The organism is Rubritalea sp. (genome assembly GCF_039830215.1).
Classification (GTDB): domain Bacteria; phylum Verrucomicrobiota; class Verrucomicrobiia; order Verrucomicrobiales; family Akkermansiaceae; genus Rubritalea.
Genome location: NZ_JBDOPO010000207.1, coordinates 1 through 13,026, shown reverse-complemented (window position 1 = coordinate 13,026; position 13,026 = coordinate 1). Strand labels below are relative to the sequence as shown.

The window sequence follows — 13,026 nt, the reverse complement described above, 5'->3', positions numbered from 1 at the left end:
ATGCGGTCTGAGCTGATTTATTTCTGGGGCTTGTCATTATGGCCGCGACTGTTACTTTTTCACCATGAAACAGATCTACCTAGTGCTCTTTGCCTTTGTCGCGGCCACTGTGTCAGCTCTAGCTGGGACCCCGCAGGGTGCCGAACGAATTGCTAAAGAATGCCGTTTGGCTGAGCTTGAGTGGCAGCAACATATGTTAGGGGCGATAACTGCGGCACAGAAAGCTAGCGTTTTGAAGAACCGTCCAAACTATGGAGAGTATAGCAAAAGGATGATTGGTGAGATAGGTAGCTCTCTAACGCAAAAATGGACGATGCCTTACATCATTTGGTTGTTTAGCCATCATAGAGAACTCACAGAAAATGATGTGACTGACTTTATTGGGCTTATCAAAAAATTTCACATGAGCTCCCCATTGTTAGGTGAGTTCTGCATTGCACTAGTGCCGGCGGGAAAGGCGGCAGCTCATCCCGCGAGGTCAGGCATTGAGGGGAAAGTCGTGAACCTCACACTGGAGAAAATCCATTTCATTGAATCAATTATCAATAGCCAACGTGACAATGCAATACGTGGTCAGGCGTGCCTAGCTCTATCTGGTGTATTGGCATCGATGGGTGATAGTCCTGATATCAACAAGCGCCGCTTAGATCTGATTCGTAAAGCAATTATCAATGCGGCAGACATGAAGGCAGGTGATTTGACAGTTGCCGACTTTGCGAAAGAGGAGATCTATCGGATGACTAAACTTTCCAAGCGCGCGACTGCGCCTGAGTTGGTGGGCCGAGATAGCCGATCCCAGTCGATGAGGCTAAGTGATTTTCGAGGCAAGATTGTTGTTCTAGTATTTTGGACAAGCTGGGAACAGCCGATTGAAGTACTCGATTATCTCCGCAAAATTGAGAAAAATTATAGCGGTGCGAATGTGCAAATTGTCGGAGTCAACCGCGACTCTCTGAGTGACCTTCGTGAAATTGAAATGGCTCAAAAAACGAGCGGGAAAAATTTCTCGGACCCAAATGGCGACCTCTATAGAGTCTACCGCGTAACCGATTCACCAGTCTGCTACGTGCTCGATGCTGAAGGCGTGATCCAATATAACGGGCAGATCGGAAGTTTTGTTGATCTTACGGTGTCCGCGTTGTTGGCTCCAGATGAAAAATAAAAATACCCGCCTGAAATGAATCAGACGGGGATTATTTCCAGCTTCTTGAGTTAGCTGTACAGTTTACAAAGACGCATAAAAAAAGTCACTATGCTGGTGGCGCATCATGTAGCGCCGGAGCCACTTGTGGAGCTTGTTCTTGTTGTTGGGTAAAGTTTTCTTTGGCTTTTTCTGTCGCTTTACGAGCGGCATTCTTGCCGGCTTGGGCGCCTTTATCTAGGCCATCCTTGAGTGACTGAGGGAGTATTTCGTGAGCAAATGCTCCAACAAAAACTGCTCCGTAAGCTACCCCGTACGCGGCTTCGAATGCCCTATTAGAAATTGTCTCCTTTAGCTTTGGAGCAGCAGCTCGCGCTTTATCTTTGGCGTCATTGCAGGCTTGGCCACAAGCATCTGAGAAGGAATCGAATTGGTGTTTAGCTTCTTCGTTGTGTGTTGTTTCTTCGTTCATAATGATTTTTGAGTATGGGTTAACGGGGCTTTCTCTACGGTCTGATTGAAGTAAACCTGAAGTCGAGAGATCTGTTGATTATAATGTGCGCTAGCATTTATAAGGCATATTTCTTTGTAGCTCAATGACGATTCTTCGACTGAATCGGAGAGTATGAAAAAATTAGCAAAGATTTACTTGCCTCTCAGAAATTTTCCACTACAAAAGCCCAGCACTAATCAACACCTGCTCGGGTGGCGGAATTGGTAGACGCGCTAGACTAAGGATCTAGTGGCCATTGCGGCCGTGGGGGTTCGATTCCCCCCTCGAGCACCATTTAGACACAAAAGAGCCTCACATTTGTGAGGCTCTTTTGTGTCTAAATAGCAAGAGTAATAGAAGGTTGGGGTAGATCTCCGCGATGCCTAGTTAGGTCGAGTTGGTATTATCGAACACTCTAAAGCTGGAGGAATTGCATGATCTGGGAGTGTACAGAGCTCATAGGCTAGCCTTCTTGATGCTACTCTGGTACGAGTAGTGAGAGAAATATCCCAAGTAGCGTGTCTCAGATTGGGGTTGAATGCGTGAGATTTTGAAATGCGTCTGAGTTATTCTGGAAGGGTGGTCTGCAGCACTATGCAGTCCGAGCAGGCAATGAGCCCTTTCACACCAGCTGGATTGAGAAGGAAGCTGCCAGCAGAGTGGGTGTTTCCGTCGCAATCCTTGAGGCAGCCTTCAACTACGGTAAGTATGGAGAATTTGTCCTCCTCAGGGTTATTGATTGAGTAACCTTCGGATAGTTGGAATTTATCCACTTTGTAATAAGCGCACTCGGCTAGGGTGTTACCTTTGGGGCTATCCATAGTTGGCTCGAAGTCACTGAAATCTATGCATTGCATAGAGTCACGGATGTGCAGTTCACGAGGTGCGCCATCGAGACCTAGGCGGTTCCAGTCAAACACGCGGTAGGTGGTATCTGAGTTTTGCTGAATCTCGTAGATCACCAGCCCCGCTCCAATAGCATGAAGTCGCCCAGATGGGATATGAATGGATTCCCCAGCTTGTGGTTCGATCGCATGAACGAGCTTGTCTGGATCGCCGTTGTTGAGTGCTGCCTCAAAGCTTTCACGCGTGGTACCCATTTTTAGGCCGACATAGATCTTGGCATTAGGTTCTGCGTGGGCGATGTACCAGATTTCAGTCTTTGGTTCGCCATTAAGTTCTGCGGCAAGGTGTTGCGGTGGGTGTACCTGAATCGATAGATCAGCCTGCGCATCGAGAATCTTAATCAGCAGGGGGAAAGAATCTGAAGAATAATCTCCGAATATTTCGCAGCGTTGTTCGCTCCAAAGCTGGTGGAGTGATTTACCAGCAAGAGCTCCTGAGGTAACTACTGACTGGGCTTCGGGTCTATCAGAAATTTCCCAGGATTCACCGTAGGGGGTTGCAGGTTCTGGGAGCTGTCTGTCGTAGATTGTTTCGAGTTTTCTGCCGCCCCAGACGCGTTGTTGGTAAATTGGTTGGAATGTGAGTGGTGCCATCGTGTTGATATGTTGCTTTAAACTTCTCCACTATTTAATAAAACAGACGAGAAAGCCAGAAATTTCGTCGTCTCTAATTTGAATCTTTAAGAGAAACTCGGTGAAAATCTATTTTTGAGTTATGGACACGTGAACCTTTGGTGTTTATATCAGCGCCAGATTTCGGTGTGAAGGGTACTTCATTCGATAAACTGATACCCCGTTGAGAATAATGAAAATTTGTTGTATAGGAGCAGGCTATGTTGGTGGCCCAACCATGGCGATGATTGCCAAGAAATGTCACGACATTGATGTGGCAGTTGTAGATTTGAGTAAACAACGCATAGCTGCATGGAATTCAGATAGCTTGCCAATCTATGAGCCTGGACTTCAAAAAATCGTCGAAGAACGACGAGGTAAGAACCTTACTTTCTCGACTGAGGTGAAGTCGCATATAAAATCTGCGGACATCATCTTTATTTCTGTAGGAACTCCAACAAAGAATTATGGTGTCGGCGCAGGTCAGGCTGCTGAGCTCGGGCATATCGAAGGCTGTGCCCGCATGATTGCAGAAGCCTGTGACAAACCTAAAATCGTGATTGAGAAGTCCACGGTTCCAGTTCGCACAGCAGAATTGGTAAAGAGTGTTTTTGAGGGCTATGGTAAAGGTCATTTGTTCGAGATTCTATCAAATCCAGAATTCCTAGCTGAAGGCACAGCCATCACAGACTTAGAGAGTCCTGACCGCGTGTTGATTGGCGGGGATGCTACTGAGTCTGGTCAAAAGGCTGTGCAGACCATAGTTGATGTATACAATCGTTGGGTTCCGCGTGAGAGGATTGTCACGACTAATGTCTGGTCCTCTGAGTTGTCCAAGCTGGTGTCAAATGCTTTTCTGGCACAGCGAGTCTCTTCAATCAATGCTATCTCCGCTGTGTGTGAAGAATCTGGAGCTGATGTCGATGAGGTTGCGAATGCCATCGGTATGGATAGCCGCATAGGTTCGAAATTTCTCAACTCTTCTGTCGGTTTTGGTGGATCCTGTTTCCAGAAGGATATCCTCAACTTAGTGTACCTTTCTGAGCACTTTGGTTTACCAGAGGTGGCGGACTACTGGCGTCAAGTCATCACGATGAATGACTACCAACGCAAACGCTTCACCCGTAAAGTGATCCATAGTCTTTTTAATACGCTGCAGGGAAAGCGCATCGCAGTGCTAGGTTTTGCCTTCAAGAAGGACACAAATGACACACGTGAATCTGCGGCTATCTACATCTGCCGTGACTTGATCGAAGAGGGGGCTAACATCGTAGTCTATGATCCGCAGGTTCCAGCTGAGGAAATCAAACAACTCACGTCAGATTCTGTCAAAATTGCGAACACCGCTGAAGAGGCGGCAGACGGGGCTCATGCCTTGCTCATTCTCACGGAGTGGGATGAATTTACAACTCTGGACTACGCTGAGGTTTATAAAAATATGATTAAGCCTGCGCATATATTCGATGGGCGTAACATACTCGACCTAGCAAAGCTCGAATCGATCGGCTTTAAGGCCGCAGGTATCGGTAAGGCTTAATTCCTAGACATTCAGTTTTAGGCCAATTCCTCAATCTTGAGGAATTGGCTTTATTTGCAATAATCTTGCGATAATTGTTGTATTATTGATGTTTTTGTACTTTTGTTGCGTTATGGGGGTGAGCAAGGAAATAATTAAAAGCCATTTCCTCCGTGATTTAGCGGAGGGGATACAACAGCAAATGTTTTTTTGGGGGCAGGATGTATTGCGTCCTGAGGGAAATTTTTTGGTGGAGCAAGGTTTTGAGCGTCATCCGTCAAGGGGATTGCGTGGAACAAGCTGCTATAGAAAAGATTGGTTGGGCGGGAAAATTGAACTCTATGGATCGTGTGCTGGTTGGTATGGGGCTGGTGGAGGTTTTAGTTTTATTCGGCCCAAGCGGAAATGTGTGATCTGGTCTTCCTCTGAGATAACTCCCATTCCTGGAGTGTGGCAAAATGTATTGATCAATAAACAAGTGACCAGGGAGGAACTCTATTTGGCTTCCCTACCATTTCTTGACTGGTTGATTTTCTATGAACGGGTTGTTTTAGATTGCTTTGGGAGTAGTTACCGTGAGGCGAATTATGGGTTTTACAAGAAGGTGCCGAAGGCTAAAGCTTGGCTAGAACCAGCAAAGGCTCTCGAGTGGTTTGAGTGCTTTCGAGGAACACCGGATCAACTAGTGAGACCAAAACAATTTTCAAAAGAAGTGTATGTCTAGTGCATTGAAAGGCAGTTCCGAGGCTATTCCTCCTGTCGTAGCAGTGAGGCCGATGCTTATGCTCACAGGGTTTCTGGGGGCAGGAAAGACGACTTTGTTGCGAGCTATCCTCGATGAAATGACTCGTGATAGCTACCTATGTGACGTTATTCTTAATGATCGGGAGAATGCTGAGATCGATCGTGAAACGCTGATTGATCATGCTGAATCCGTAGCGTCGCTGACGGGGTCTTGTGTCTGCTGTGAGGGGATGGATGAACTCTATGACACGGTTATGAAAGTCTCAAATTCGAGCAACCAAGCGCTTATAGTTGAGCTGAACGGTACTGCTGACCCTCTTCCATTATTAGAAGGTTTCACTCTTCTAGAGTCAAAATTTCTACTTAGCCCTCGCTGGCAGGTGTGTGTTATTGATGCTCGTAGTTTCGGTAAGAGGTTGCGATATAGTGAGCTGGAGAAGCTTCAGTTGGAGACAGCTAGTCATTATCTCTTGTCACATATCTCTGAGCTTAGTGAGGAGAACGAGTACGCGTTGGAGCAGTTGGTGAAAAGTATCAACCCGCAAGCGAGCCGCACATCTGCCATAGGTTTAGCCCAATCGCTGAAGATCGCGGCTGATAGAAACACGGGGCATGCTGTGGCTAGGCTGAAAACAGAGACGAGTGATGGGGTGTGGGGAGGTTTGTCTTCTAGTTTTGTGCGCTCAGCGAATCAGCATGATAGGCACCATTTTGCGCATGAGTTTACTGGCTGCAATGTGATTATTCCTGAACCTGTGTCTGAAGCTCAGATGTTGCATTGGCTGCAGGAGTTACCTGAGACAGTCATTCGCGCTAAGGCTTTAGTCACACTCAAATCAGAGCCAGAGACCCGGTACTTATATGAACGAGTTGGAATGGAGATATCACCTCGCCCCTTGCCAGTGCGTTCTGTGTCTCAGGCGCCGTGCTCGGCGATCTTTATAGGGGCAGATCTCGAGCCTGAGGGGATTCTCCAACAGATGCATTTCCTACTTCACCCTCGTTGCCATTTTCCAAATAAATAAACTATATGACTACTATTGCGAATTCGACGGAAGGGGTTTCTCTGCATAAAGCTGACCGACTGGGGGTGGCAGTCTCTGTGCTCTGCGCTATTCATTGTGGTATGGCTCCAGTGTTACTTCTCTTTTTGCCAGCATTTGGTGAAGTCTGGGCGCATCCTGCATCGCATGCCCTAGTTGCATTATTTATCGTCCCGTTGGCTGTGTTTTCTATTTGCAAGGGGTATCGTATTCATCAGAAGCGTTGGGTCGCCCTTTGTGCGTTTGTTGGTATTTTCTTGGTGTCTGGGGGAGCCGCACTTCCTGCATTTGGAAAGCAAGGGGGGGGAGACCCTAATTCTGAGGCCGCCGAGACAGTGACTCACGAGGTTGTCGAAGGTGCTGCGGGTGAGGCCAAACAATCAAGTTGTAGTTCTAGCTGCGCATCAAGCTGTGCAGCTGAAGCGACTTCAGAAAGTTCTACAGGTCTTGATGAATTGGCGGAAGGTGGCTGTGTGGATGAGTGTTGTCCCAGTTTAATAGTGAGTGAGGCCGGTGTGATGTCACTTCATGTGCCTCCTGCCGCGATCATCACGACCCTTGGCGGGTTTTTCCTCATCGCGGCTCATGTCGGCAACCTCTGTGGCTGTCGGCACGGCTGCCGCACAAAGACGTGCTGTCATAGTCCGACGACAACATAGTTCAAAACGGGCTTTCACTCCCAAAACACAAAAAAAGCTCACCATCGCTGGTGAGCTTTTAGTTATGAAGCATTTTTCAACAAAGAAAAATGGCATCCCGTAGGGGATTCGAACCCCTATTGCCGCCGTGAAAGGGCGGAGTCCTAACCATTAGACGAACGGGACGCTGTAATGGTTGCCTTGCGGCGCGCGCAAAGAATCATGCTTAGAGTTTATGTGCAAGATGAAATTTCATTGAGAACGAAATTTTCTTTTATGCTGGGTAGATTGTTGGAAGACAAGTCATTGATTCGCCTTGACCTTGAGAGGGACAATGGTTGTTATCGGCTCTCTGAGATTTATATCTCACTCTACTGAACTAACCATGCACGACCAGATGACAAAATCTATCGCCCCATCTCGCTTAAGACTTGCGATCATGAGTGTGTTTGCCTTGATGCTCAGCTTTTCAATAGCTGGCGCTCAAGACTTCACTGACAAGAAGATCAATTCCGTACAAGTCCTATACAAAGGGGCTAAAACCGTAGACGAAGCGCGTATTCGTAACTTGATGTCAGTGAAAGCTGGTCAGAAGTTCAGTGCGGAGAAGTTAGACGACGATATTCGTTCACTCGTTGAGAGCGGGCTTGTTGACGATGTCAAAATGTCTGGCGAAGAGAGAGGCCTAGGAATGACCCTAATTGTGCAAGTTGTCACACGCCCAGCGTTGGCCGGTGTTGGTTTTGCTGGGAATGTGAATTTCACAGACAAAAAACTAGCGAAGGAAATCAAGCTGAAGCCTGGAGCTTCATTGAGTGATGCCACAATCTACGAAGCGCGTAAAAATGTTGAGAAGTATTACCTAGGTTATGGTTATCCCGATGTTGTTGTTAGTCATCGTATTCAATCAACCAACCGCGAGGGTTATTCTGATCTGATCCTCACTATTGAGGAAGGTGTCCAGACTGAGGTTCATACCATTAAGTTCCGCGGAAATACAGCCTTCAAGTCTCATGTGTTGAAGGGGGAGATGCTAACGAAAGAAAAGGGCCTTCTTTCTTTCCTTACCAAATCTGGGCGTATTGATATCACTAAGCTCGCTGAAGATGAAGACCGTGTCCTCGATTACTACCGTAACCGTGGATACCTCCGTGTAGCAAGTAATGGCTTCCGTCGTGAAACGGATCCCAAAGGTAAAGTGAGTCTCGTGATGGATATTAATGAGGGAATCAAATACTCGGTTGCACAAATTGCCTTTGCTGGGCCAATGAAAGTATTCAGTTCCGCTGAACTATCACCAGTGCTCACTCTAAATACTGCCGATGGATTTTCCTCTAAGAAGATGCGCAAAGACATCCGCACAATCCGTAGTTACTATGGATCTCGTGGATATGCTGACGCTCGTGTTGACCCAGACATCAATGATGCAGGCCCTGGTAAAATCAACATCACCTACCGAATCACCGAGGGAGATCCATACAAAGTGGGACGTGTGACCATCGAAGGTAACAATAAGACGAAGGATCGCGTGATCCGCCGTGAAGTGCCGCTCAAGCCTGGTGATAATTTCAACTCAGTGGACGTAGAGACCACGCGCCAAAGGCTTCAGGGATTGAATTACTTCTCCAATGTTGTGACAGAAGGTTCTCCATCCGCACAGGACGGTTACCGTGACATCAACATCATCGTGGACGAGAAAAATACTGGCCAGCTCAGCTTCGGTCTCGGATTTAGTTCTATCGACAGCATCGTTGGTTACATCAATGTCGAGGAAACAAACTTTGATATTTCCAATCCATGGGGTTTCCGTGGTGGTGGTCAGCGTTTTGGGCTCAACCTCCGTGCTGGTTCAGAGACTCAGGACTTCAAGATCTCCCTCACTGAGCCATGGTTCCTCGGCCAACGTCTCTCCTTGGGGACTGAGCTGTTCTACCGTGGAGCCCAAAACCTGAGTGACTATTATGACCAACGCAATGTGGGTGGCGCAATCTTCCTTCGTAAGCCACTCGGCAAGCGTTCCTACATCAATGTGGATCTGCGCTATGAGAAAATCAAAGTGGAAGTTGAGGACGATGTTCCAACGGACTCTCTTTTCCAGGAAGTTGGAGGGGATTTCACTCGCCCAGCTCTGGGACTTAACTACGTCTACGATAGCCGTAATTCGCTCCAGACTCCACGCCGTGGTCATAAGTTAGATACAGGTGTAACTACTATCCTCGAGTCACTTGGAGGAAATTCAGACTCCTTCATCTTCAATGTCTCAGGCTCCAAGTATTGGAACTTATGGTTTGACTCCATTCTAGAATTCAGTGGATCGGTTGATATGGTAGAAACTGCTTCAGGCCCAACTCCAATTTACGACCGTCAGTTCCTTGGTGGTGCTCGTAACCTCCGTGGATTTGAGTACCGTGACGTTGGTCCACGTGACCCAGAGACAGGCGGTGTGATCGGTGGTAACTCTGCGGGTTACGCGACTGTGGAATGGTCCTTCCCGCTTGTCTCAACAGTGCGTGGAGCTTTTTTCTACGATGCTGGTGTGGTGAACCTCGATAGCTGGGATCTGGGACTCAGCGACTATCACTCAGATGCAGGCTTTGGCCTCCGCATGAACCTACCGTTTGGACCAATCGCGCTCGATTACGGTATCCCACTCCGCTCACCTGACCCAGTCGCCGACAAAGGCGGCCAGTTCAACTTCTATGTAGATTACGAGTTCTAAAATTGGACTAAAGTTTGAACTGATTTAAATTAGTTCGATGTGACTTTATAGAGCTTCAATCCCTTATTTAATAGGGGTTGGGGCTCTTTTGTTTTCAAGAGGGAACGATGCAAGTTAGTTCGTTGCAATTTGATATAATTCTCTTTTCTGTCGAAATCGACTAGATTGGTTGAGTTTGGACTAGCTTATCCCTTATTTAATGGGTGGCTAAAGTATCGGCTCTAAGAGGGTACTTGGATCAAAAGGGTTGGACTTGTATGGCGTACTCATACGCTATCCTAGGACTGTAGATGGAAAGCAGAAGTCAATTATGTTAGAGATCAATGATTGTGCTAAGGCTAAGAAGCTGATAGACAGGTTGAATGGCTGTTTGCAGACGAGTAAGTGACATAAGGCTGTTGCAAAGTCTTTAGGTAAATTAATATGGGGAATACGGGTAAAACGTCACTAACTGTATTTGGAAAGCTTTAGCTGGAGTTCGATTTACCTTCGAGGAAATCTGAGTGTCGCGCATATGCTACATTGGTGTTCAGATAATCAATACGGTAGCTTTCCCCGCTAGTTGGAAGCGTGTGCTCTTTGTATTTTTCCCTGATGAGGAAAAAGGAGCCTACAAGTTACTGCCTCTCTAAGGGGACTAAAGGCAAGCAGCCTATGGTTCTTGCCAATTTGTGAACTTCTCAAATCTCCAGTTGATTGGAGAGGTTTGAAGACCGGTATCGCTATAAAGCCTAAGAAAAATATGATCTTAAAGTTCTTGAATCTGATTCACGTTCACTTGATTTATGGATTATTCGCTGATGTTGAGGCTAACAGAAACAGTAGTTACAGAGAATAGCTTTCACATTTGAACCTAGTAAGATCTTAGCGTATTTCTTTTATCCAACAAAGGGGGGTTGCGGTAAGTTGCAGGTTCTTTCCAAGGGGGGATTGTAGAATCTCGGGCGTTACCTACAGAGGTTGATGGGTTTAGCTAAACTAAGAGTATGTGCTAACTTTGGCTGAAAAGCTGATTCTAAATAAAAGTGGAGAAATTAGACGAATTTAGCTTGCATATTTTGCTGTAATGTGGATATTTCCGCCGTCGCCGCAAGGTGGCGCGCAACAAGTGAAAGCAGGAATAGCTCAGCGGTAGAGCATCTCGTTTACACCGAGGCGGTCGGGGGTTCAAATCCCTCTTCCTGTACCACTTGTTTATAGTCCAGCCATTCTTTATGATGGCTGGTTTTTTTTTAGCTAAATCTAAAGTTCACATTCCAATGTCACAGACTATTAAGCTCGGAGTTCTAGGCTCAGGTTCAGGCTCTAACATGCAGGCGATTCTTGATGCGATCGAGGCTGGGACCCTGGATGCAGAGATTGTGCTAGTTCTTAGTGATAATCCAGATGGCTATATACTGGAAAGAGCACGCAAGGCCGGTATACCGGCCGAGGTGATCGATTGTGGAGCATTTAAGACTAAGTTCCCTGATGAGCGCCAGAGTGCTGTTGCTGCACAGTTAAAGGAGGCTGGTGCGGAGCTTGTTTGTCTTGCTGGATTTATGAGACTAGTGAAACAGCCGATGCTGGATATTTTTCCTGAGCGCATTTTGAATATTCATCCTTCTTTGCTACCTGCTTATCCAGGGCTGATGGCTTGGAAGCAGGCTATTGAAGACGGAGCTACTGAAAGTGGCTGCACCGTCCATTATGTGGACGCGGGCATGGATACTGGACCGATTATCAAGCAGGCAAAGGTGCCTGTGGTCGCTGGCGACACTGCAGAGACTCTGCACGCGCGTATTCAGGTGAAAGAGCATTCGCTCTACCCTGAGGTAATCTCCACTATAGCTGCGAAGTAGTGAACGTGAAGATGTGCAGATTCAGCTTGATTCGCGTTCGATGCGTATATGACTAATGGCAAGGGTGGATTATCGACCCTTGTTGAATCGTGACATCTCACGCTGCGCCTCTCGTTTCTCGACTTGGTCTTTGAGTGCGTGACGCTTGTCGGTGTGGGTTTTACCCTTGGAAACACCGATCTCCACTTTGACTTTACGGTTCTGCCAGTACATGCGGAGACAGACAAGGGTGCAGCCTTTTTGTGAAGTCTGTAGGTCGAGCTTAAGAATTTCGGCCTTGTGCGCTAGGAGGCGACGTGGACGACGTGACTGGTGTTGAAACCACGAGCCAGCGGTTTCCCATGGTTGGATGTCACACCCGTAAAGAAAAAGCTGACCTTTTTCGACACGCGCGAAGGAGTCAGCAATGTTAACTTTGCCGGCACGGATAGATTTGACCTCCGTGCCTTTGAGCTCTATACCAACTTCGTATGTCTCGAGGATGTGGTATTCGTGGCGGGCTTTTCTATTCTTAGAAATTTCGTCACTCATGGCATTCTCGGGTTGCTGGTTGGTGAATAAGCGAATTTACTCGCCTATTCTTGAAATGTGCCAGGGATGACTTTGAGCTTACCTTCGATGATTTCGGTAAGAGCAATGTCAGCAGCTCCCATACTAGGTAGTGTGTCAACGAGTGGAGCGCGCCCAGTGTTGAGTTGGCGTACGCGTTGAGATACTACATTGATGAGTACTTGTGGATCGTTGACGATCTCTGATGCTTGTTCGACAAGGTCGCTTTTCATAGATGTTGCTGGAAATTGATTCACTGGTTTCGGTTGCTCAAAAAATTGGTGTCTGAGCGCCTTATTCCAGTGTCGTGGTTTGATGTTCTAAGATGGCAGTTGGTTGCCATGCTTTACGAGGGAAGTTTGAACCTCTTTTCGTTAAAATAATCAAGCCCAATCTTGCAACATGTGTTGCATGACTGGGCTTGATTGTTAAAGTTAGGCACAGAACTGGAAAATTCCCCCCGAAATACCAGTTCTGGCCAGACGGTTAACTTGCGTTGTCCCGTGCAAGTAGCTTGCGCGGGATTCAGAAAGGTGGCAAGTTTTTTCTTTATCTTTTCCTTTGAACGTGTTGCCTCATAAATAAGGACACGCTAGCTAATCATGGCTATGAGTGAAAAAGTACTGAAGAATACACGCTACAAATGCGGGAGAGATATGCTCGCATAATAGGCCGTAGAGCCAAAACAAAATTGCTAGATGAGTTTGTGGAAATTACTGGATGGGAGCGAAAGCATGCCAACAAGGTGATCCTAGGGCAAAAGAGAAAGTCTGGTACAAAAGGTAAGCGAGGAGTTCCATCTCAATAGAATGGGGCTACTATAGA

Annotated in this window: 11 protein-coding genes and 3 tRNA genes; 9 read left to right on the top strand and 5 right to left on the bottom strand. The window is 46.9% G+C overall.

All coding sequences use genetic code 11. The features are described 5' to 3' along the window. Nucleotides 1–64: 64 nt before the first annotated feature. Nucleotides 65–1,162 (top strand): TlpA disulfide reductase family protein, encoded by a 1,098-nt coding sequence (locus ABGY95_RS06985; RefSeq protein ID WP_347440970.1) that lies wholly within the window; start codon nucleotides 65–67, stop codon nucleotides 1,160–1,162. 88 nt (nucleotides 1,163–1,250) lie between these two features. On the opposite strand, the gene ABGY95_RS06980 is transcribed toward ABGY95_RS06985, so the two are convergent. After that, on the bottom strand, nucleotides 1,251–1,613 hold the full coding sequence (locus ABGY95_RS06980) for a hypothetical protein (protein ID WP_347440969.1): 363 nt from the start codon (nucleotides 1,611–1,613) through the stop codon (nucleotides 1,251–1,253). Between the two features lie 227 nt (nucleotides 1,614–1,840). On the opposite strand from ABGY95_RS06980, the gene ABGY95_RS06975 reads away from it, so the two are divergent. Further along, nucleotides 1,841–1,928 (top strand) — tRNA-Leu (locus ABGY95_RS06975). A gap of 272 nt (nucleotides 1,929–2,200) precedes the next feature. On the opposite strand, the gene ABGY95_RS06970 is transcribed toward ABGY95_RS06975, so the two are convergent. Continuing rightward, nucleotides 2,201–3,133 (bottom strand): type I phosphomannose isomerase catalytic subunit, encoded by a 933-nt coding sequence (locus ABGY95_RS06970; protein ID WP_347440968.1) that lies wholly within the window; start codon nucleotides 3,131–3,133, stop codon nucleotides 2,201–2,203. A 211-nt stretch (nucleotides 3,134–3,344) separates the two neighbouring features. Here ABGY95_RS06970 and ABGY95_RS06965 point away from each other — a divergent pair, with 211 nt between their 5' ends. The 4 genes from ABGY95_RS06965 to ABGY95_RS06950 all read left to right on the top strand — a co-directional run bounded on the left by ABGY95_RS06965 (nucleotide 3,345) and on the right by ABGY95_RS06950 (nucleotide 7,113). Continuing rightward, nucleotides 3,345–4,688 (top strand): nucleotide sugar dehydrogenase, encoded by a 1,344-nt coding sequence (locus ABGY95_RS06965; RefSeq protein ID WP_347440972.1) that lies wholly within the window; start codon nucleotides 3,345–3,347, stop codon nucleotides 4,686–4,688. A gap of 118 nt (nucleotides 4,689–4,806) precedes the next feature. Continuing rightward, nucleotides 4,807–5,391, top strand: coding sequence for a hypothetical protein (locus tag ABGY95_RS06960; RefSeq protein ID WP_347440967.1), 585 nt, complete (start codon nucleotides 4,807–4,809; stop codon nucleotides 5,389–5,391). After that, a complete protein-coding gene (locus ABGY95_RS06955; RefSeq protein WP_347440966.1) occupies nucleotides 5,384–6,436 on the top strand; it encodes a GTP-binding protein in 1,053 nt (350 codons plus the stop codon). Before ABGY95_RS06960 ends, ABGY95_RS06955 begins: the two co-directional genes overlap by 8 nt. A gap of 5 nt (nucleotides 6,437–6,441) precedes the next feature. Further along, nucleotides 6,442–7,113, top strand: coding sequence for a MerC domain-containing protein (locus ABGY95_RS06950; protein ID WP_347440965.1), 672 nt, complete (start codon nucleotides 6,442–6,444; stop codon nucleotides 7,111–7,113). Between the two features lie 90 nt (nucleotides 7,114–7,203). Here the strand turns inward: ABGY95_RS06950 and ABGY95_RS06945 are convergent. Beyond that, nucleotides 7,204–7,278: transfer RNA gene (locus ABGY95_RS06945), tRNA-Glu, on the bottom strand. Between the two features lie 199 nt (nucleotides 7,279–7,477). Here ABGY95_RS06945 and bamA point away from each other — a divergent pair. From bamA to purN, 3 genes are all read left to right on the top strand, one after another. Continuing rightward, nucleotides 7,478–9,811 (top strand): outer membrane protein assembly factor BamA, encoded by a 2,334-nt coding sequence (bamA, locus tag ABGY95_RS06940; protein ID WP_347440964.1) that lies wholly within the window; start codon nucleotides 7,478–7,480, stop codon nucleotides 9,809–9,811. A gap of 1,114 nt (nucleotides 9,812–10,925) precedes the next feature. Next, nucleotides 10,926–11,000, top strand: a tRNA-Val gene (locus ABGY95_RS06935). 70 nt (nucleotides 11,001–11,070) lie between these two features. Further along, a complete protein-coding gene (gene purN, locus ABGY95_RS06930; RefSeq protein WP_347440963.1) occupies nucleotides 11,071–11,652 on the top strand; it encodes a phosphoribosylglycinamide formyltransferase in 582 nt (193 codons plus the stop codon). A gap of 69 nt (nucleotides 11,653–11,721) precedes the next feature. Here purN and smpB read toward each other — a convergent pair whose 3' ends face one another. Further along, the gene (gene smpB / locus ABGY95_RS06925; RefSeq protein WP_347440971.1) at nucleotides 11,722–12,219 is read right to left on the bottom strand and encodes an SsrA-binding protein SmpB; all 498 of its coding nucleotides are present in this window, start codon (nucleotides 12,217–12,219) and stop codon (nucleotides 11,722–11,724) included. 8 nt (nucleotides 12,220–12,227) lie between these two features. Further along, the gene (locus ABGY95_RS06920; protein WP_347440962.1) at nucleotides 12,228–12,434 is read right to left on the bottom strand and encodes a DNA-directed RNA polymerase subunit omega; all 207 of its coding nucleotides are present in this window, start codon (nucleotides 12,432–12,434) and stop codon (nucleotides 12,228–12,230) included. Nucleotides 12,435–13,026 lie beyond the last annotated feature (592 nt).